Consider the following 19,752-nt stretch of genomic DNA (forward strand, 5'->3'; position numbering starts at 1 on the left):
ATTTGCCGGTTTTGATACTTTCCCTCAGGATGCGCGCTGAATATGCGGCTAATGTTCGAGTTAGAGCGGTACAAGAAATTGCGTATGATAATCAATATCAATTGTTATTGCTTATTTGCGCGCCATAATGCCCGCCGCCAACTTATTTTGCAGAGTCTAGGGAGCTAGCTTGTCTAAGCCTGTCGAACCCTTGCGTTTGCTGCTACTGGCCGAAGAGCCGGTGTGGACAGCGTTGTTGCGCGAGTGTGTCGCTCCGTTGGGAGACTCGGTGGTATTGATCAGTGCTCCTACCTGGGAGTCGGTCAGTCGATTGTTCGAAGACGACCGCAATGCGGTGTTGTTGACCATTCCTCACCTGCAGCCCGGGCCCGGGCGTTGCAGCTTGCCCACAGTCCTGCTGCTGGATCAGGAACCGCCGGCGCCCCCGGTGGGTGTCAGCGATTGGCTGGTGGGTTCCTGCCTGAGCACCGATGCCCTGCGCCGTTGCCTGCGCCATGTGCGCGAGCGCGGGGTGCTGGAAAACACCCTGCAGCGCCTGGCCGAGCAGGACCCGCTGACCGGCATCGCCAACCGTCAGGGCTTTCAGACCCTGCTGGCAGCGCGCCTGGCGGAAAATGACGGGCGTGGCCTGGCCCTCGGGCACCTGGACCTGGACAACTTTCGTCACGCCAACGATGCCCTCGGCCATCAGGCCGGTGACCGGCTGATCCTGCAGGTGGTCTCGCGGCTCAAGAGCCAGCTGGAAGCCGGTGACCAACTGGCCCGTTTGGGCAGCGACGAATTCGCCCTGCTGATCGATACTCGCCGCGCACCGCAGCGCGCCGAATGGATGGCCGAGCGCATCACTGAAGCCATGGCCGAACCCTACTGGGTCGACGGTGAAAGCCTGTTGATCGGTTGCAGCCTGGGGATCGCCCATGCCCGCGCCCATGCCGGTGCCGACCCGTTGATGTGGCATGCGCACATCGCCATGCAGCAGGCCAAGAGCACCCAAGGCTGCACCTTTCATATCTTCAACGAGCGGATCAACCGCAATGCCCGCAGCCTCGCCGACCTGGAAAGCGAGTTGCGCCGAGCCTTGCGCCGGGACGAGCTGGAGCTGCACTACCAGCCCCGGCTGAACCTGCATGACGGCAAGATCGTAGGCCTTGAGGCCCTGGTGCGCTGGCGCCATGGCGAACGCGGCTTGCTGCCTCCCAGCGAGTTCGTGCCCCTGGCCGAACAGAGCGGGCTGATCGTGCCCCTGGGCTACTGGGTCATCTCCCGTGCGCTGCGGGACATGCAGGCCCTGCGCGAGCGCGGGCTGCCGCCGCTGCACATGGCGGTCAACCTGTCGTTCCGGCAGTTTCAGGACAGCCAGTTGCTCTCGACCCTGAGCCGCTTGATCAGCGAGCGCGGAGTCGAGGCGCAGTGGCTGGAGTTCGAACTGACTGAAACCGCAGTGATGCGCCGCAGCGACCTGGTGAAGCAGACCATGGATGCCCTCGGGCGCCTGGGGGTGCGATTCTCCCTGGACGACTTCGGCACCGGGTTTTCCTCCTTCGTCCACCTCAACAGCCTGCCGATCACCCTGCTCAAGGTGGACAAGAGTTTTGTCGGGGGCATGGAGCAGCGTGAAGAAAACCGCAAGCTGGTTCACGCCATGATCAACCTGGCCCACAACCTCAACCTGGATGTGGTCGCCGAAGGGGTGGAGACCGCTGAACAGCTGGCCTTGTTGCGGGGCTTTGGCTGTGATCAGGTCCAGGGTTATTTGATCAGCAAGCCGCTGCCCCTGGCGGAACTGATGGATTACCTGACCTTCGGCAGCAGCCAGCAGTCGCTGCAGGAAGGCGCGGTTTAACGACCTGCCGCCGGCTGCCGTGGGGGGCGTTCGGCGCCACAGGCTTCGAGCGCCGCCACGGGGTTCAATCGGTCTGGCCGGCGTGCAAGTTCATCACCGGGACCGCCGGCTCACGCTTGATCATGCGCCGCATCCGCCATTCGAACGCCAGGGTCAGGCTGATGGCCGCGCAGGCCAGGCCCAGGGCCAGGCCCCACCAGACACCGGTTGGTCCCCAGCCCAGGGTAAAGGCCATCAGCCAGGCCGCAGGCGCGCCGATCAGCCAGTAGCAACCCAGACCCACCAGAAAGGTGGTCTTGGCGTCTTTCAGGCCACGGATTGCACCCATGGCAATGGTCTGGGTGCCGTCGAACAATTCGAACCAGGCGGCGACCGCCAACAGGCTCACGGCCAGCCGGATCACCTCGGCGAAGGCCGGGTCGTCATGGTCCAGGAACAGGCCGATCAACTGGTTCGGCCACAGCCAGAAGACCATGGCAAACCCCAGCATCGCCACCGCGCCGAAGCCAATCCCCACCCTTCCTGCCAGGCGTGCATCCAGCAGTTGCCCGGCGCCGTAGTGCTGGCCGATGCGCATGGTGATGGCGTAGGAAATCCCCGCTGGCACCATGAAAGCCACCGAAACGATCTGCAGGGCGATCTGGTGCGCGCCCAACTGGGTGCTGCCCATGGTGCCCATGCACAGCGCGGCGAAGGCGAACAACCCGACTTCCACTGCATAGGTGCCGCCGATGGGCAGGCCCAGGCGCCAGAGTTCCCGCAGGTAGTGAGTGTTCAGGCGGGCCAGGCCCTGGCGCAGGGGGTAGGCGGCATAGGCCGGATGACGCTGGATGTGCCAGGCCAGCGCCACGGCCATGCAGTTGGCGACGATGGCCGTGACCAGGCCGATGCCTACCAGCCCGAGCTTCGGCAGGCCGAACATGCCGGTGATCAGGGCGTAGTTGAGCAGGAAGTTGGCCACCGTGCCGCCCAGGCTGATGACCATCACCGGAGTTGCCCGGCCGATGGCGCTGGTGAAGCCGCGCAGGGCCATGAAACTCAGGTAGCCGGGCAGGGCGAACGGCAGGATCAGCAGGAACTGGCCGGCGGCCTGCACGTTGCTCTCGGTCTGGCCGAACAGCAACAGCAGTGGCTTGAGGTTCCACAGCAGCAGGCCGGCCACCAGAGCCATCAGCCAGGCCAGCCAGAGCCCGGCCTGGGTCAGGCGCGCGGCGCCCTCGATATCGCCGGCACCCTGACGAATCGCCACCAGGGTGCCCACCGCGGCAATCACGCCGATGCAGAAGATCGAAACGAAGGAGTAGCTGGCCGCGCCCAGGCCGCCACCGGCCAGGGCCTCGGGGCTGAGGCGGGCCATCATCAGGGTGTCGGTGAGGACCATCAGCATGTGCGCCAGCTGCGAGGCGATCAACGGCCCCGCCAGCCGCAGGATGGCCCAGAGTTCGGTACGTGCTGGATGCTGCATGGTCATCAGGCTCGGTGACGGAGAATTCGGGGAGAGCGGTGATTCTCGGCGCTCTTGGCCCATTGCACAAAGGGATAAATATGATTGCTGGCATGATTAAAACTCATGCGAGCGGCTTTCTGGTAGCGTGGCGCTATCCTGTCCCGGAGAGCGCCCATGTCCCGCCGTCTTCCTCCTCTCTATGCCTTGCGTGCTTTTGAAGCCGCGGCTCGGCACAGCTCGTTCACCCGGGCCGCTGAAGAGTTGTCGATTACCCAGAGCGCGGTGAGCCGGCATATCCGGACCCTGGAAGAGCATTTTGCCTGCCGGCTGTTTCGGCGCAGCGGGCGCAACCTGCAGTTGACCGAAGCCGCGCGGCTGCTGTTGCCGGGCATCCGTGAAGGCTTCGGTGCCCTGGAGCGGGCCTGCAACACCCTGCGCGCCGAAGACGACATCCTGCGCATGAAGGCGCCTTCGACCCTGACCATGCGCTGGCTACTGGCGCGGCTCAGCCGTTTCCGCCATTTGCAGCCGGGTAACGAGGTGCAGCTCACCAGCGCCTGGATGGACGTGGACTCGGTGGACTTCAACCAGGAGCCCTTCGACTGTGCGGTGTTGCTCAGCAATGGGCACTTCCCCCCGGACTGGGAGGCCAGCTATCTGTTTCCCGAATTGCTGATTCCGGTGGGCGCGCCGAACCTGCTCGAAGACCTGCCCTGGGATGTGGCGCGGCTGGCGGCCACCGAACTGCTGCACCCGACCCCGGACCGCCGCGACTGGCGCAGCTGGCTGGAACACATGGGCCTGACCGATCAGGTCTCCCTCAAGGGCGGGCAGGTATTCGACACCCTGGAGCTGGGGATGATTGCCGCAGCGCGAGGTTATGGGGTGTCCATGGGCGATTTGCTGATGGTGGCCGAGGATGTGGCCCAGGGGCGCTTGAGCCTGCCCTGGCCGACGGCGGTGGCCAGCGGCCTGAATTACTACCTGGTATGGCCCAAGACCCGGCCCGGTGGTGAACGTTTGCGGCGTCTCAGCGACTTTCTCCAGGGCGAGGTCCAGGCCATGCAATTGCCTGAGGTAGAGCGCCTGGGCTGAAACGATGCAGTACCCGGCCGGCGGGGGCGTGCAGATATCCTTGCAACGCGCTCAAGTATTGCCCGATGCCGCCGAATCCATGGGTTATGGAACCAGCGTGCAGGAAGGTCCTAACTCACTAAAATGCCTTGGAAATATTGTCGCCGAGCGTGCCACTTGATCAGGATGATCCGCCTTCTCGGCCAGGAGCCATCATGTCCCAACCCCGTGCCCGGATAGCCTCTCAGCTAGGGCTTGCCCTTGCCTTGATACTCGCCCTAGTGATCAGTGGCAGCACCCTGTTTGCCCTGCGTTCGCTGGATTTGGCCAACCTCGACACCCGAGAAGAGCACCTGGCCAGTGAAGCGCGCCTGCTGGCCGACCAGCTCAATACCTTTCATGGCAGCTTGCGCGAGAGCACCCAGCGCCTCAGCGGCCTGTTCGAAAACCGCTTCAGCAGCGGCTTGAGCCTGCATCCCGAGCAACCGGTGACGGTGGCCGGCGTCCAGACGCCCGGCCTGCATCTGGGGGATGTGGTGCTGAACAACAACTTCGCCGAAGTCGACCAGTTCAAGCAGATGACTGCGGGTGTTGCGACTCTGTTCGTACGCAGTGGCGATGACTTCGTGCGGGTCAGTACCTCCCTGAGCAAGCAGGATGGCAGTCGTGCTATCGGCACCTTGCTCGACCACGCCCACCCGGCCTATCAGAAGCTCATGGCGGGCCAGGGTTATGTCGGTCGCGCCTTGCTCTTCGAACGCTTCTACATGACCCAGTACACCCCGGTACTGGACCGCAGCGGCAAGGTCATCGCGGTGCTGTTTGTCGGCTTCGATTACACCGATGCGCAGAATGCCCAGTTCGCCAACCTCAAGCGTTTCCGCATCGGCCAGAGCGGTTCCCTGGCCTTGCTCGACGAGCAGCACCAGTGGCTGGTACCGCCGGCGGGTGTGCAGGGCCTGGACGCCGCGGCGAAGGTCATCACGGCTGCGGCCGGGGAGCCTGGCAAGGGCCGCTTCTGGAGCGATCAGGGCGAGGACTTCTACAGCCTGGCGGTGCCATTCGAGGGCGGCCCCTGGTCGGTGGTGGCGAGCATGCCCAAGGCCGAGATCCGTGCGGTGACCTGGAGTGTCGGCATTCGCCTGGTGATCGGCAGCCTGCTAGCAATGTTGCTGGCGGTGGGGGCCACGGTCTGGCTGCTGCGCAGCAAGCTGGCCCCCCTGAGCGACCTGGTGCGCCAGGCCCAGGCTTTGGGCGGTGGTGATTTGAGCGCACGGCTGGATGTCTCCAGCCAGGACGAAATCGGCCAACTGGCCCGCAGCTTCAACCAGATGGGCGAAGCCTTGTCGACCATGGTCGAGCACATTCGCCGTTCCGCCGCCGAGGTCAATGGCCGGGCCCAGGCGTTGTCCGGCCTGTCCAGCGGCGCTTATGAAGGCATGGAGCAGCAGTCCGGCGAGATCACCAGCATGGCGGGGGCGGTGGAGGAGTTCAGTGCCACCTCGCTGAACATCGCCGACAACATGGGCAGCACGCAGCGCCTGGCCCAGGAGAATGCCCAGCAGACTCACATCGGGCGCGAGTCCATGGCGCAGGCTTCGTCGTCCCTGGAGCAGATCGCCGGGGCCCTGGACAGCACCGCCACGGTGATCAATACCCTGGGCCAGCGCTCCCAGGAGATCGGCGGGATCGTCGGGGTGATCACCGCGATTGCCGAGCAGACCAACCTGCTGGCGCTGAACGCTGCCATTGAGGCTGCCCGGGCCGGGGAACAGGGCCGCGGTTTTGCCGTGGTGGCCGATGAGGTGCGCAATCTGGCCTCCCGCACTCGTGAAGCCACGGATGAAATCTCCCAGATGATTACCAGCATCCAGCAGGAAACCGGGCATGCCATCCAGACCATGGAGCAAGGCAACCGCCTGATGCAGGAAGGCCTGTCGCGCAATGCCGATGTTGCCTCGGCCCTGGCCCTGATCGATGAACAGAGCCGCAGCGCCGGCGAGCAGTTCGCTGCCATCACCACCGCGACCCAGGAGCAGAGCAGCACCGCCACGGTGCTGAGCAGCAACCTGCAGAGCATCGCCCAGGCCAACAGCGAACAGCGTGAAGTGGTGTCCAACCTGGCGGTCACCGCCCGGGAGCTCGAAGCCCTGGCTGCGGACCTGCGCCAGGAAGTCGACCGCTTCCGCTGATGGCCGCCGCCTCACCCTCCGGCACCTTGCCGGAGGGCGAAAGTTGCAATGGCTCCGGGTTCGACTAAAACAGATGAGCAGTGATTTGCCCTTCAAGGACATTCCTTTTGGCAGGAGCTGGCATGACTCATCTCACCCGTTTTGCCCCTCGCGTACTCGCGCTATCGACCCTGATGCTCAGCCACACGGCGTTCAGCCAGGAAAGCCCTGGGTTCATCGCCCCGGCCTCCTGGAGCACTCCATTCAACGGCATTGCCCAGGTCGCGTGCCACAACTGCTACGAGAAGCAATACGCCAACACCTTCACCAGTGTGCTCGACAGCGTGCGCACCCTGGAACTGGATTTCTGGGACCAGCGCGATGCCGTCACCGGCGGCTCGCCCCGCCACTGGTTCGTGCGGCACAACCCCGGCTCCTTGTTCCAGTCCGGCAATGACAACAATTGCACCGGCGACGGCACCGGCAAGAATGATCTGGAAGCCTGCCTGAACGACGTCAAGAACTGGAGTGACAATCACCCGGGGCACTTCCCCATCACGGTGATCCTGGACAAGAAGCAGGGTTGGTCGAAGGAGAGTTCGGGGCGTACCCCCAAGGATTTCGATGAGCTGGTAGCCCGGATCTTCCAGGGCAAGCTGTACACCCCGCAAGACCTGGCGAGCCATATCGGCAGCGGCGCAGGTGCCTTGCAAGGCAACCTCAAGGGCAAGTCCTGGCCCACCGCCAGCCAGCTCCAGGGCAAGGTGCTGCTGGTGCTCAACCACTCGGAAAACCAGAAACTCTCGCAGTACGCCGAGGCCCGGACTGCCAGTGCCAAGGTGTTCATCTCACCGGTGACCAATGGCCAGAACGACGTCAGTGGCAAGGTCAGTGGCATGTCCAGCCAGTCCTCCGGCTACGTGGCCATGAACAACATGTCCAAGGGCGACAAGAAGTGGGCCGCGCAGGCTTTTGCCTACAGCCATATCGGTCGGGTCTGGGGCGATGACGGTGTGTCGTTCGCCCAGCACATCACCGAGAAGGTCAACCTGTCGGCCTACTACAAGTTTGCCGAGCAGAACGCCGGCGGCTACCGCATCCGGCCGTTCTGACGTTCACAGCGGGGCCGCCGGCTCTCCGAGCCCCGGGTCCACGCGCTTGCCGATGTCCCGCAGGCGCGCCAACTGGTCGACCATGCCCGGGGCCTCGTCGACGCTGCTGACGAAGGTCCACAGGTAGGTCATTACCGCGTACACATGGCCGGCCTTGACCTCGGGCGACAGCGCCAGCTGGCTGATGGCGATGACGAACAGCAGGGCCGCCACGGCGCCGAGAAACAGATAGGCCACGGCCTCCCGATCCGAAAGCCAGACTCGCAGCCGCGATATCAGGCGGTAGTGACGCTGCAGGGACGCCGCGCCCACCTTGGCAACCATGCCGACTTCCTTTTCCAGCCGGTTGTTCAGGCGCTCGTGCAACTGCTGGTTGCGCCGGGCAAAGCGCGGCAGCAGGGTGACGCACAGCAGTAGCGCGCCCAGGCAGGCAAGACCGATCCAGGGCTCGATCACCAGCAGCATCACTGCGGCACCGACAATCGATACCAGGGCGGTGGTAATGGTCGGCACGTGCTTTTCGAAGAAATCGACGAACTCCCGGGCCAGAACCACCCGGGCTGCCGCCGTGGAAGTGTTTTGCTGTTGCAGGCGCTGGTTGAGAATCACCGGCACCGCAAGGTCGGCATAAATGCGTGTGAAGGTCCGGGTATCCACCGCCCGACGCGCAGCGCCCACCACCCAGAAACCCAGCACCACCATGGCGTAGATCAGCGCATGGGCGCTGTCCCCGCGCAGGATCGAGTCCACGGCGAATCCGGCGAACAATGGGTACGCCAGCAGCAGGGCATTTTCCAGGGCGACCAGGGACAAGGTGAAAAACAGCTTTCCCGGGTAGGCGCGGGCGATGGCCTTGAGGGTCTGGCCGGCGGACTGCTGGCCGATTTTTTGGGTGGAATCCACGGCAACGGGTGGAATGACAACAGACATGACTGCACCGCAAGTGTGATAACGGTTAATATTGAGCGACTGCTCAATTATCTTTGAGCGATCGCTCAAAATGCAAGCGCCGTCTGTCCTGGCGCCAAGAGGTTCGATGGCCGATGTCCCGTAACGACCGTAAAGACCAGATCCTCGGTGCAGCCCTGGAGCTGTTTCGCAGCAAGGGTTTCGCCGATGTGTCCACCCGTGATCTGGCCGAGCATGCGGGCCTGTCCCGCAGTCACGTCTATCACTATTTCAGCGACTGGAAGGAGCTGCGCCGCGAGGCCTTCGTGCGCTTTGCCAACGAGCAACTGGAGGCGATGCAGGAGCCGTTGCGCGATGCTGCGCCGTTGCAGGCGTTGCAGGGTTTTCTCCGTGATTGCCTGCCGGATTCCAGCGACGCCGGCTGGGCGTTGTGGCTGGATGCCTGGGACGAAGCCATGCATGACCCGCAATTGGCCGAGGCCTACTTGAGCATCAACGGCCAGTGGCAGGCGCTGCTGGCGGCGATCATCGACGATGGCGTGCAGGCGGGGGTATTCCGCTGTATCAATTCCGGGCGTGCGGCCCGGCAGATCTTCGCCCAGACCATGGGGTATGCCGACGACCTGTTGCTGCGGGCTTCGCCCGAGGCGGCCAAGGCGGCGCAGGAGGAGGTCATGGAGGTGGCGGGCCTGTTGCTGGGGTTCAAGGATTGATGCGGGGGATGCCTGTCTCTTGCGCGACCTGTGGAGATGCACTCTATCGAGGAATGCCCTTCGCCCAGCAAGGCACGGGGCGAGGGGGCTGCTGGCAGGAGCGGGTATTTCTGCCTGGGGGCTTTGAACGCGATGAGGGAATGGCCCAGGGCAGATCTTCTGCTGGCTGGTCGAGGTTTGCAGCGCCGCCAGTGCCTGGATATAGAGCGGGTGCATGCAGTGGCGGCAGGCCAAAGGCTCCAGTGGATCATGATCGTGCGCCTTTGATGGGCCTGGGGCGGCTCTGACGCGCAGATAGTTCTGCGGGCAGAGCCGTTCAGGGAGTGCGCCATCAACCGGTGCCGGGCCGATATTGCAGCGCTTCGGCCAAATGTTCGCGATGGATGGCGGCCACTTGTTCCAGGTCGGCCAGGGTCCGCGCCACCTTGAGCAGGCGGTGGGCGGCACGCAGCGACAGGTTCAGGCGTTCGCAGGCGGCTTCGAGCCAGCGCTCGTCGGCTGTGGATAAACGGCAGTGCCGCCGCAAGCCGGGCAGGTCGAGAAAGGCGTTGGCACGCCCCTGGCGGTGCCGCTGCAGGTCCCGGGCCTGGGCCACGTGGATGGCGGCACTCGCGCTGTTCTCGCCTGCCTGTGGCTCGGGGCTCAGGGCCGTGGCTTCACGGGCTACGGTCAGGTGCAGGTCGATGCGATCGAGCAACGGGCCAGACAGTTTGTTGCGGTAGCGCTGGATCTGCTCGGGTGTACAGCGACAGCGCCCGCTGGGCTCACCCAGATATCCACAGGGGCAGGGGTTCATCGCGGCCACCAACTGGAAGCGCGCCGGGAACTGCACCCGGTCGCGGGCCCGGGCAATGACGATCTGCCCGGACTCCATGGGTTCGCGCAGTACCTCCAGGACCTTGCGGTCGAACTCCGGCAACTCGTCGAGAAACAGCACGCCGTGGTGGGCCAGGGTGATTTCTCCCGGTTGGGGTTTCGAGCCGCTGTGACATATGAGAATAGATGCAACGCAGCTACGCTGCAACCCGCATTCTGTCGTATGATTTATCCGAATATTATGCAACTTAAACCTATCAATAGGTGCAACTGGCCAAATTATGGATAGCAATAGCTGCAACCAGCCTCAGTTCTCAGTTGCGAGGCGCATAAAATCTACGACGCGTAGCCTTTCTGGAGTGTTTGCTTTTCGCGGACAGGGCGTCGCCTTCGAGTCAATGCTTGAGCGCGACTTCCTCAGTCGCATGGATTTCAGGAAGGACGTGCTGACTGTCATCTCGCAGCCGGTGCAGCTGGATTTCGTTGCTCGCAGCGGCCGGGCGTACACCTATACCCCTGATTATCTTGTCCATTTCCATTCTCATACCAACCAGCGCCCCATGCTGGTGGAAGTCAAACCCGCTGAGAACTGGCGTGAGAACTGGCGCGAGCTGTTACCAAAATGGAAGGCAGCGTTGCGATATGCCAAGGAGCGAGGGTGGCGTTTCCATATTTACGATGAATCGCGGATCAGGGGCCAATCGCTGAAGAACATCCAGTACCTGGAGCGATTCAAGAACGCGGATTACGCGAACCAGGATCTGGACGCCATCATTCGTACGGTCGCATTCAAGGGCATTGCATCGATCAGCTATCTCTTGGCGCTGCACTTTCAAGGTGCTGAAGCCTTGGGCAAGTCCCATATCCTTCATCTCATCGCAACCCGTCAGCTGGATTGCGATATTTCTGGTCCTCTGAGCGATTCGCTAGAAGTCATGGTGGCCGAATGAATGATTTCGTGAGTGAACAGCCGCGAAGCGGGAAGATTGATCGCTCGTTCGTCAATATCGCGCCGGGTGAGATTGCCTGCTACCAAAAAGAGGTCTTTCGGATCACTCAGGTATTGGATTTCCAATCCGTGATGGGGGTCAATGTCGAAACCGGACGGCCGAAGGTGCTGCGAATCGGCGAGCTCAAGCCTTTTATGGGTGAAAAGGTTAAAGGGCCGTATGCCGATTATGACCTGGAAGACATTGGTGCCGAGGAATGGGCAATTGCCCAAAAACGCTACGCCGTGATTGCTCCTCTTCTGGGTATCGAGGGGCAGTCACGTAGTACGGTCGAGCAGCGTGCGAAAGATGCCAATGTGGATGCCGTTACCGTTTATAGATGGCTGCGCCGTTACAAAGAACAAGGCGAGGTGACTGCGCTCATCCCGCTCAAACGTGGATGGGGTAAAGGCCGGTCCAGGATCTCTGAAGGCGTCGAAAAGGTGATCGCCGAGACGATCGAAGATTTTTACCTGACCGAGCAACGCCCGGATGTTGCCTCGACGGTTTATGAGGTCCGAAAACGTTGCAAGGCCTTGAAGCTATCTCCCCCAACCGTGTCCACGGTGCAAGCTCGCATCAAAAACATTCCTGACCGGACACGCTTGAGAAGACGAGGCGATAAGGAGTTTGCGGGCAATAAATATGACCCGCGTCCGGGGGGGCTCAACACAGAGTACCCACTCCAGATCGTCCAGATTGACCATACGCCGGCGGACGTGATCATTGTCGACGATGTCCATCGGCGTCCCATCGGTCGTCCTTGGCTAACTCTGGCAATCTGCGTGTATTCGCGAATGGTGACCGGCTACTACCTGTCCATGGATCCCCCATCTGCCGTCTCGGTGGCAATGTGTGTGGTCCATTCCATACTGCCCAAAGAAAAGTGGTTGGCTCTTCACGGGGTGGATGCCGAATGGCCGGTGTGGGGCAAAATGGGAACCTTGCACAGTGATAACGGTGCGGACTTCAAAACCAATAGCCTTATTCAGTCCTGTGTGAACCACAATATCCGTCGCGATTTCAGGCCAAAGAAAAACCCGCAATGGGGCGGTCACATCGAACGCTGGATGGGCACGTTCGCCGGCATCAACAAAAAGGACCGGGGCGCGACCTTCAGCAATCCTGCCGAGCGTCGTCAATACGACTCAGAGAAACAGTCGATCTACACGTTTGCTGAATACGAGCAGCGGCTCGTCAGAAACCTCATCAAGTACAACAACAAGTTCCATGAAGAGATCGACATGGCGCCGATCCAGAAATGGAATACGGCGTTCTTCGGGGATAAAGAGCATGACCCGATTGTGCCGCTTCCGCCCAGAGTCGCGGATCCTTGGGGTTTCCAACTCGATTTCCTGCCCTCAACGATGCGCACCATCCATCCTTACGGTGTGGAAATGGATGCGATGTACTTTGCTGAAGCATTGCGTCCCTGGATAGGTGCAACCGACGCTAAAACAGGCAAGGCCCGAAAATTCCTTTTTCGACGTGACCCTCGGGACATCAATAGGATCTGGTTCTACGACCCGGCTTTGAAAGAACACTTCGAGGTGCCGATCATCCGCGGCCGGTACGCCGGCGTTACAGTCGGTGAATATGTCCTCGCGAAGAAAAAAGCGCGTAAAGCTGGCCGCGACGCGGTCAACCATGACGTCATCGAACGGATGTTGGATGAGAACAAGCAGCAGGAGGCTGAAGCGGCCAAGCTCACCAAGCAGGCCCGCAAAAGTGCTCAAAAGCGTACGAACAACACGAAGCAAACTACACCGGCACGGCCCACGCCTCACGCCGAGCCTAAGCTACTACCTATTGGGTTATCGGATTCGCCGCGGCTGTTGTCGGTTGATGACGTGGACACCTTCGGAGAAGTCTGGTGACCGATTTCGCCCATATCACACCCCAGTTCAGAGACGTGATGCAAAAGTCCGATCTTGATCGGCTCGCTTTTCTGGATGAGCCGCGCTGGGTTGATTACCAGGCGGCTAATAATTTGATGGATATCCTCAACGGGTTGTTGCGCACCCCTGAGCGTCCTCGCATGCCAAACGTCATGCTTGTCGGGGAATCCAACACGGGCAAAACCACGGTGGTCACTCGGTTCAAGGAGCTATCAGGTCAGCCCTACATCAGCGACGACGCGGTGAGCGTGCGGCCGGTAATCTGCGCTGAAGTTCACAAGCCCGATGAGCGCGAGTTGTATAACGCCATCCTCAGAGAGTTCTGGGCTCCGCATAATCCTGTCGCGCCCTTGGAAAAGCTTCGACATCAGGCCATCCACCTTTTGCGCGATGCGCGTACGCGCATGCTCATCCTCGACGAAGTGCACACGATCAATAACGGATCGGCAGCCAAACGTATGGATGTCATGAACGAGCTCAAGATGCTCTCGAACATTCTCCACATTCCTTTGGTATTGGTCGGCACCCGAACGGCACTCCAGCTACTGGTACTGGATTCGCAGTACTCAAGTCGCTTTGAGGTGGTTTCCTTGCCCAACTGGTCGGTCAATGTCGACTTTCAGCGTTTCCTGAAAAGCTTTGAGTCAGTGCTCCCGCTCAAATTCGCTTCCAAGCTGTACTCGCCGGAGCTCACCCCGCTCATTCACGCGATCTCCAACGGCAACACAGGCAACATCGAATACCTCCTACGTGAGTGCGCAAGAGAGGCAATCCGCAACGGTTCGGAAGTGATTGACCGTCGGTTGCTTGAGAAAAACCAATGGATGCGTCCTACCAGTGCAGATGGGGTGCGGGAGCGAGTCCTGTAAATGCCGTGTGGCCATTGGTGCCACCCCTTCTCCAGGGCGAGGTCATCTCATCCTGGTTGATGCGCTGTGCTTTGGCGCAGGGGTGCGATGCTACGACGCTCACGGGTGAGGTCTGGCCAAGACTAAGATTTTGGTGCAGCGATCCGGACAGGCAATTGTCTCTTGAACAAGCCAATCGCCTAAGTCGGCTATCTGGCATACCGCCAGCTGCGCTTCAGGCGGCTACTCTACAGTCGCTGTACCAGACGATGACGGGAACGCCCTGTTTTCCAAGAGGTATAGCGCCTTGGTTTCTCTGTTTGGGATGTCGTAACAGACGCCGATGTGGTGGTCTTCAGTACTGCCCGGAGTGCTTTAAGGAACAAATCCCTCATTACTTGATTCAGGGGCGACTGGCCTGGCACACCTCGTGCCCAGTACATCGGGTGATCCTCCTTGATCACTGTGAGTGTTGCCATGCTCCCCTATGTCCCCAGTTGATCACCCCGCCACAAGAGACCTTGGGTCAGTGTCATCGATGTGAGTATGAGCTGCGCAGGGCTTCAACAGAGGCTGTACAGCCCAATGCGTTAAGTTTTCAACGGGCAACTGATGGTTTGTTCTCCAGCCCTGCACGTCGCTACGGTGATCACCTGCTGCTCCTGACAGAATGGCTTGCTCTATCGCGCTGGATGATTGGTATATTGCGCACCGCAGCGCGTGCCCCCAGCCCCTGCACCCATATGTTTTTTCGCGAGCTTGGTGTCAACCTGACAGATCTTGAACCCCCGCCGACAGGCCTGCCGTTCGAATACCTGTCACCTGCAGAGCGTGCAAGCCTTCTGGCAAACGTGTGGAGCATGCTGGAGGTTGGTCCCGAGCGATTGATTCCGCTGGCCGAACGTGAGCGTATCCGGCCATCACTCTTGCTACCACGTGATGGTGAATTACCGGCCTCACTCGCCGGGCTGGGGGCAGTGCTGAAAAGCGCTCGACGCCTCAACAACCGCCCGTCTCCAAGCGACAATCCCCGCTCTGTCAAAAGCGTGCTGATGAGGTGGCAACGATTGCTCAGGAAGTTTCAACGATGACGCCCTCGGAATTGCCGCTGAAATGCGATGAATGCCAATGCATTCCCACAAAGATCCACCGGACCTACAAGGGTCGGCGTTTCTGCAACACCTGCTATGCCCGGATGTTTAAGCGCCGATTGTGTTCAGGATGTGGCAATTTCGCTCGTCTATTTGAAGATGACGCCAAGTGCACCCGCTGCGAATCGAAAAGCCCCTGTGTTCGGTGCAAGAAGGTCGGAAAACCAGTTGGGTTGATCACACCTTACGGCCCGGCATGTAACAGCTGTGCGCACCACTTTTCTGAACCTCAAGCATGTGAGCAGTGCGGTCGCCTGTCGACGAAATTAACCCGCGTGCTTGCGATTGATCCCGATGTTCGCTGTTGTCCTCGTTGCGCAAGAGAAGGCGCGGCAACATGCCCGAATTGTCGGCATCACCGTTTCTTGGTTCAGTGCGACGATGGCCGGAGGCGGTGCAAGTTGTGCGCTGAGAAAGGCGAGATTCAGTGTGGCAGCTGCTCCCAGTTGATGCCCGCGGGACGCAAGAGCGAATGTGAAAACTGCGCTTGGGGAAAAAGCTTTGATCGGCGCGCGCTTATTCATGTCGCGGTGTTCGACAATGTCAGCACGCGTCAACGCTTTAACGAGTTCTGTCAGTGGCTTAAAGGCCACATGGGGGCCCACAAGGCTGCATTGAAACTCAAACACTACGTGTCGTTTTTCAGCTTTCTGGATGCTCATTCCGTTGGATTACCTTCTTATGCTTTCCTGCTTGAGCACTTCGGCGCTGAAGGCCTTCGCCGAATGCAGACCCCTATGCTGTGGCTCAACGTCCGCTACGGTGTTGTCGCCGATGAACACCTGCGCCAGGAACACTCCGAAAAGCGGAGAATTCAGGAGATGATCGAAACGACGCCCGCTGGCTTGGGTTTGGATGCGCTGCAGGGGTACCGGGCCTATCTACTGCTCAAACAGGGCGATGGAAGCACCTCCCTCGGCTCGGTCCGGCTTTCCTTGCGCGCAGCGAAAAACGTGCTGGCTTCGGCATCCCACCAGTTTGATACGTTGCCCACGCAGAAGACGGTGACAACCTATCTCACCCAGACACCCGGCCAGCAGGCAACGGCTCAGGGTTTTATTAGCTACCTGAATCGTACCCATGGCCTCAGCCTTACCACCGAGCTCAGCGAGCGCGCTGTGGCAAGGGCGAAAAACCATAAGCTGGAAGCCAAACTGTACGCCCTGTACTCCACCGGTGGCGAAGGCGAAGACTATGAACGCACCTGGATCAAGACAGCCTTGATGCTGTTACACGGCGTCAACAATGTGAATAAGAAGACACTCGCCTACAGGGTGATCGTTATGCAGGGTGTCGCGGGTTTTGAGGTGATGCTCAACACTAAGACCTACTGGGTTCCCGGCCCCGCGTCCGCGCCGCCCTTTCCTAACGGATCATCGGTCTGAAGGTGCGCGCACCGCGCAGGCCCGCCTCAAGGTGATGTCGTCCCACCGATCTGCAATGTGCAGAGCAGAGTGAACTCTGCCGAAGTTCAAGTCTTCGAAACTGGAAGAGGTATTTCTTACTTTCCTATGCCAGAGTGTTCCACTATGCGAGCTATGACCTACCACGGCGCTCATGATGTACGTGTAGTTTTTTCGAAATAGGTGCGACAAATTCGAAATAAATAAGACAGAAATTGCGCTGCCCGTATCAAACGTCCGCTGTTGGCCAGTTAGCGACGGTCATGGCTCGACCGTCGCTATGCATATTCAAACCTTGGTCTGTTCCGCCATCTCTAGGGCGTCGTCGGCTTCAATTCCCAGATATCGAACGGTGCTCTCCAGCTTCGTATAGCCAAGCAGCAGTTGAACCGCTCGCAGATGCTTCGTCCTGCGATAGATCAGCGATGCCTTCGTACGCCTCATTGTGTGAGTGCCATACATTGCTGGATCAAGGCCAACTGCTTCCACCCAGTCTTTGACGATACGTGCGTATTGACGTGTTGATAGATGGTCTGAGGTATGCAGCTGGCTCGGAAAAGGCAGTCCTCGCTCCGGAGTTGGGCCTGGTGTATTCAGGCCGCGATAGCAAACCGTGTTTGTTCGGTGATCTCGAATTGCACTGGCCGCAGCGTTTTCTGCTGCATCACCATGGCGCGTGGTGATATGTGCTTGCCATGGGCGACGTCGCGCACACGAAGCTTGGTTAAGTCGTAGGCCCGAAGCTTGCTGTCGATGGCCAGATCGAAGAGCGCAAGATCACGGGTTCGTTCTGCAATTTGAAGCCTTACCCGGATGGCCCAGATACCTCTCAGTCTGAGTGGAGCTTTCTGCCCGACCAGTTTTCCTTTGTTCCAAGGCTGGCGGCTGCAGGTAGCGAAGATGTTCATCGTGTCGAAGGACCAGGATGGCTGACCAGAGGAAGGGGTCGCTAACCGGCCATTAGCCATCACTTTTTTCACTGAATGCATCTTGGAGTTTTTCCTTTATCGCGTTTGCGCTCCATCGAGGATCGAGATCAGCGTGAGGTTGAAAGCGTCGTGAGAATTCATGTAAGGCGGAACGTAGAAGGACTACACTAACGCAGTTGTATCTTTATGTTACGAAGCAAGAAGTCGGTCAAAATCCGACGCGGTCGCGCCACTGTGGTCGGCTCAATGCCGAAAGTCAGACCTTGCTTCGATCTGTTCCACCGTCAACGGGACGCGAGATCCCAAGAGGTCATCATGGCTTACACCGCTGCAAGCGATTCCGATATTTCCATTCCTACCATTCCCCTCGGTGAAGTGCTGCCTTGGGCGATCTTCGGCGGGCTGCTGTTGATGCTGGCCATCTACTTTGTCGGTGCCGAGCAAGGCGCTACTGCCATTTTTTCCGGTGCGTACGTTCATGAGTTTGTACACGACGGTCGTCATCTCCTGGGTTTTCCCTGCCACTGATTACTTGAGGTCTTGCACATGACTGGTCGTTTACTCGTCAGGGGCATGCTCGTCGGTCTGATTGCGGGCCTACTGGCATTTGGGTTTGCCAAAGTGTTCGGTGAACCACAGGTGGACAAGGCGATTGCCTTCGAGGAAAGCATGGCGCATATGCACGGTGACGCTGAAGAAGAGGAAGAACTGGTGAGCCGCGACGTGCAGGGCAGCGTAGGTCTGCTGACAGGTGTCGTTGTGTACAGCGTTTCGCTTGGGGGCATTTTCTCCCTCGTCTTTGCGTACGCTCTGGGTCGTATTGGTCGAGTTGGCCCTCGTGGATTGGCAGCGTTGCTGGCATTGGCTGCTTTCGTGGTGGTATTCCTGATCCCAGGACTGAAATATCCACCGAATCCACCTTCTGTGGGAAATCCGGACACCATCGGACTGCGAACCCAACTGTTCTTTCTAATCATGCTGGTGTCGATCATTGCCGCCGTAATTTCGGTGAATGCCGGACGCAGGCTGATTACCCGAAACGGCATCTGGAGTGGCGCAATCAGTGGGGTTGCACTGTATCTAGTGATCGTATCGGTTGCTGCTTATCTGTTCCCGACTATCAATGAAGTGCCGGAGAACTTCTCTGCCGTATTGCTCTGGAAATTCCGTACGGCATCGTTGGGCATTCAGGTCGTACTATGGGTGAGCCTGGGATTGATTTTCGGAAAAGTGGCCGAGCAGACGCTTTATCCATCTCGTAGTGCTCCGGGCGTTTAAGCCAGGGCGTCACATCGGTAACGGAATGCCCCGCGTCCAGTCCTTTACCGACACTGAGTCAAATCCCCTGTTCCAGCTGGGTCGATTGGAACAGGGGATGCAGATATTCAAACTGCGCTATGTGCGGCGAGATTGCGATATTGCCCTTTGAAGTAAAGCAAAGGTTGCGTAGCAACTGCTTCTTGCAGGTTCAAAGCTTTCACTTCACCAATCACGATCAAATGATCACCTGCCGCGTGCTCGGCGTGAATCTCGCAATCCAGCCAGTGCAGGCTGCCAGCAATGATCGGATTACCCAATGGCGACTCCTGCCAGTCGATGCCATGCCATTTATCCGTGCCTTTTCGGGCGAACTGATTGGAGATATTGACCTGCTCCCCCGACAGGATATTGACCGCAAATCGACCTGCCTGGCGAATTTTTGGATAGCTGGCCGAACTGGACATAACACTGAAAGACACCAATGGCGGACTCATCGACACGCTGTAGAACGACTGACAGGTGAAGCCAATCGGCTCGCCATCAACGTGTGACGAAATGACTGTGATACCAGATGCGTAGTGCCCCAGCGCCTCGCGAAAGCTCAAGGGCTCGATGGCATTACCAGGAAGTGACATGACAGATCCTAAATAGACAATGCAGCTGACACGTGAAGGAAGGCTTGAAGCCGCCCGATTGCTGCTTCAGCCTTCTCCAATTTTGAAAGTGCCTCATCGATCAACAGAGAGCCGTACGCTCACACACGCTGCGTACGCCACTTCGGAACGCTGCTCAGCGTCCGTTCATAAGCTCTCTGCGGACGATCTCCGCCCCAGCACTCAACGCGTTCAGTTTGCCGCTGGCGACTCGACGAGGCAGGGGCGCCATACCACAGTTGGTGCACGGGTAGAGCTTGTCGGCATCGACGAACTGAAGTGCTTTTCGCAAGGTATCGGCTACTTCCTCGGGCGTTTCAATTGCATGGTTTGCCACGTCAATGGCGCCGACCATTACCTTCTTACCCCGAATCAGCTCGATCAGATCCATGGGTACGTGGGAGTTGTGACACTCCAGAGAAACGATATCGATGCTGGACTTTTGCAGCTTGGGAAAGGCCTCTTCATACTGTCGCCATTCCGAACCCAGGGTTTTCTTCCAGTCGGTATTCGCCTTGAATCGCCCCGGGTTTCCT

Annotated in this window: 15 protein-coding genes, 5 pseudogenes and 1 riboswitch; of the genes and pseudogenes, 14 read left to right on the plus strand and 6 right to left on the minus strand. The window is 59.6% G+C overall.

All coding sequences use genetic code 11. From position 1 onward, the window contains the following. Nucleotides 1-169 precede the first annotated feature (169 nt). Nucleotides 170-1,843, plus strand: coding sequence for a bifunctional diguanylate cyclase/phosphodiesterase (locus U873_RS0124960; protein ID WP_025130844.1), 1,674 nt, complete (start codon nt 170-172; stop codon nt 1,841-1,843). Nucleotides 1,844-1,907: 64 nt separating this feature from the next. On the opposite strand, the gene U873_RS0124965 is transcribed toward U873_RS0124960, so the two are convergent. Then, on the minus strand, nt 1,908-3,314 hold the full coding sequence (locus U873_RS0124965) for a NorM family multidrug efflux MATE transporter (RefSeq protein ID WP_025130845.1): 1,407 nt from the start codon (nt 3,312-3,314) through the stop codon (nt 1,908-1,910). A 150-nt stretch (nt 3,315-3,464) separates the two neighbouring features. Here U873_RS0124965 and U873_RS0124970 point away from each other — a divergent pair, with 150 nt between their 5' ends. From U873_RS0124970 to U873_RS0124980, 4 genes and pseudogenes are all read left to right on the plus strand, one after another. Continuing rightward, nucleotides 3,465-4,385, plus strand: coding sequence for a LysR substrate-binding domain-containing protein (locus U873_RS0124970; protein WP_025130846.1), 921 nt, complete (start codon nt 3,465-3,467; stop codon nt 4,383-4,385). A gap of 194 nt (nt 4,386-4,579) precedes the next feature. Beyond that, a pseudogene (locus U873_RS37705) lies at nt 4,580-5,653 on the plus strand (Cache 3/Cache 2 fusion domain-containing protein); the annotation flags it as partial. 180 nt (nt 5,654-5,833) lie between these two features. Then, nucleotides 5,834-6,556, plus strand: coding sequence for a methyl-accepting chemotaxis protein (locus U873_RS37710; RefSeq protein WP_371261351.1), 723 nt, complete (start codon nt 5,834-5,836; stop codon nt 6,554-6,556). Between the two features lie 122 nt (nt 6,557-6,678). Continuing rightward, nucleotides 6,679-7,647: a Ca2+-dependent phosphoinositide-specific phospholipase C gene (locus U873_RS0124980; RefSeq protein ID WP_025130848.1), complete on the plus strand. Its 969-nt coding sequence runs from the start codon at nt 6,679-6,681 to the stop codon at nt 7,645-7,647. A gap of 3 nt (nt 7,648-7,650) precedes the next feature. Here U873_RS0124980 and U873_RS0124985 read toward each other — a convergent pair whose 3' ends face one another. Further along, entirely contained in the window at nt 7,651-8,577 is a 927-nt protein-coding gene (locus U873_RS0124985) for an ABC transporter six-transmembrane domain-containing protein (protein ID WP_025130849.1), read from the minus strand. A gap of 113 nt (nt 8,578-8,690) precedes the next feature. Here U873_RS0124985 and U873_RS0124990 point away from each other — a divergent pair, with 113 nt between their 5' ends. Then, the gene (locus tag U873_RS0124990) at nt 8,691-9,269 is read left to right on the plus strand and encodes a TetR/AcrR family transcriptional regulator (RefSeq protein WP_025130850.1); all 579 of its coding nucleotides are present in this window, start codon (nt 8,691-8,693) and stop codon (nt 9,267-9,269) included. 331 nt (nt 9,270-9,600) lie between these two features. On the opposite strand, the pseudogene U873_RS0125000 reads toward U873_RS0124990, so the two are convergent. Continuing rightward, nucleotides 9,601-10,251, minus strand: a pseudogene (locus tag U873_RS0125000) (ATP-binding protein); the annotation flags it as partial. 277 nt (nt 10,252-10,528) lie between these two features. On the opposite strand from U873_RS0125000, the gene U873_RS0125005 reads away from it, so the two are divergent. From U873_RS0125005 to U873_RS0125020, 6 genes and pseudogenes are all read left to right on the plus strand, one after another. Then, nucleotides 10,529-11,035, plus strand: coding sequence for a TnsA endonuclease N-terminal domain-containing protein (locus U873_RS0125005; RefSeq protein ID WP_371261349.1), 507 nt, complete (start codon nt 10,529-10,531; stop codon nt 11,033-11,035). Continuing rightward, entirely contained in the window at nt 11,032-12,951 is a 1,920-nt protein-coding gene (locus U873_RS0125010; protein WP_025130854.1) for a Mu transposase C-terminal domain-containing protein, read from the plus strand. Before U873_RS0125005 ends, U873_RS0125010 begins: the two co-directional genes overlap by 4 nt. Continuing rightward, complete coding sequence (locus U873_RS0125015; protein WP_025130855.1) at nt 12,948-13,841, plus strand: TniB family NTP-binding protein; 894 nt, start codon at nt 12,948-12,950, stop codon at nt 13,839-13,841. The genes U873_RS0125010 and U873_RS0125015 overlap by 4 nt, the downstream gene beginning before the upstream one ends. Beyond that, nucleotides 13,793-14,260 (plus strand): annotated as a pseudogene (locus tag U873_RS37715) (TniQ family protein); the annotation flags it as partial. The gene U873_RS0125015 and the pseudogene U873_RS37715, both read left to right, overlap by 49 nt. 57 nt (nt 14,261-14,317) lie before the next feature. Next, nucleotides 14,318-14,911, plus strand: coding sequence for a hypothetical protein (locus U873_RS37285; protein ID WP_256244923.1), 594 nt, complete (start codon nt 14,318-14,320; stop codon nt 14,909-14,911). A gap of 509 nt (nt 14,912-15,420) precedes the next feature. Then, nucleotides 15,421-16,356, plus strand: a complete 936-nt coding sequence (locus U873_RS0125020; protein ID WP_256244926.1) for a hypothetical protein — start codon at nt 15,421-15,423, stop codon at nt 16,354-16,356. A gap of 306 nt (nt 16,357-16,662) precedes the next feature. Here U873_RS0125020 and U873_RS34490 read toward each other — a convergent pair. After that, nucleotides 16,663-17,282 (minus strand): annotated as a pseudogene (locus U873_RS34490) (tyrosine-type recombinase/integrase). A gap of 213 nt (nt 17,283-17,495) precedes the next feature. Continuing rightward, nucleotides 17,496-17,574, plus strand: a riboswitch (adenosylcobalamin (AdoCbl) riboswitch). Between the two features lie 44 nt (nt 17,575-17,618). Here U873_RS34490 and U873_RS0125030 point away from each other — a divergent pair. Both U873_RS0125030 and U873_RS0125035 read left to right on the plus strand, forming a co-directional pair. Beyond that, on the plus strand, nt 17,619-17,831 hold the full coding sequence (locus U873_RS0125030) for a CbtB-domain containing protein (protein ID WP_025130857.1): 213 nt from the start codon (nt 17,619-17,621) through the stop codon (nt 17,829-17,831). 18 nt (nt 17,832-17,849) lie between these two features. Then, a complete protein-coding gene (locus U873_RS0125035; protein ID WP_081818710.1) occupies nt 17,850-18,581 on the plus strand; it encodes a CbtA family protein in 732 nt (243 codons plus the stop codon). 107 nt (nt 18,582-18,688) lie between these two features. On the opposite strand, the gene U873_RS0125040 is transcribed toward U873_RS0125035, so the two are convergent. Together U873_RS0125040 and U873_RS0125045 are read right to left on the minus strand one after the other, a co-directional pair. Next, a complete protein-coding gene (locus U873_RS0125040) occupies nt 18,689-19,198 on the minus strand; it encodes a flavin reductase family protein (protein ID WP_025130859.1) in 510 nt (169 codons plus the stop codon). Nucleotides 19,199-19,352: 154 nt separating this feature from the next. Further along, nucleotides 19,353-19,752: pseudogene (locus U873_RS0125045) on the minus strand (methionine synthase); the annotation flags it as partial.

Source organism: Pseudomonas sp. PH1b, assembly GCF_000633395.1.
Taxonomy (GTDB): domain Bacteria; phylum Pseudomonadota; class Gammaproteobacteria; order Pseudomonadales; family Pseudomonadaceae; genus Aquipseudomonas.

Bases quoted from the DNA above. Each gene is read 5' to 3' on its own strand.
- U873_RS0124965 (WP_025130845.1), bottom strand. From the start codon at position 3,314: ATGACCATGCAGCATCCAGCACGTACCGAACTCTGGGCCATCCTGCGG.
- U873_RS0124970 (WP_025130846.1), top strand. From the start codon at position 3,465: ATGTCCCGCCGTCTTCCTCCTCTCTATGCCTTGCGTGCTTTTGAAGCC.
- U873_RS37710 (WP_371261351.1), top strand. From the start codon at position 5,834: ATGGCGGGGGCGGTGGAGGAGTTCAGTGCCACCTCGCTGAACATCGCC.
- U873_RS0124980 (WP_025130848.1), top strand. From the start codon at position 6,679: ATGACTCATCTCACCCGTTTTGCCCCTCGCGTACTCGCGCTATCGACC.
- U873_RS0124985 (WP_025130849.1), bottom strand. From the start codon at position 8,577: ATGTCTGTTGTCATTCCACCCGTTGCCGTGGATTCCACCCAAAAAATC.
- U873_RS0124990 (WP_025130850.1), top strand. From the start codon at position 8,691: ATGTCCCGTAACGACCGTAAAGACCAGATCCTCGGTGCAGCCCTGGAG.
- U873_RS0125010 (WP_025130854.1), top strand. From the start codon at position 11,032: ATGAATGATTTCGTGAGTGAACAGCCGCGAAGCGGGAAGATTGATCGC.
- U873_RS0125020 (WP_256244926.1), top strand. From the start codon at position 15,421: ATGCCCGCGGGACGCAAGAGCGAATGTGAAAACTGCGCTTGGGGAAAA.
- U873_RS0125030 (WP_025130857.1), top strand. From the start codon at position 17,619: ATGGCTTACACCGCTGCAAGCGATTCCGATATTTCCATTCCTACCATT.
- U873_RS0125035 (WP_081818710.1), top strand. From the start codon at position 17,850: ATGACTGGTCGTTTACTCGTCAGGGGCATGCTCGTCGGTCTGATTGCG.
- U873_RS0125040 (WP_025130859.1), bottom strand. From the start codon at position 19,198: ATGTCACTTCCTGGTAATGCCATCGAGCCCTTGAGCTTTCGCGAGGCG.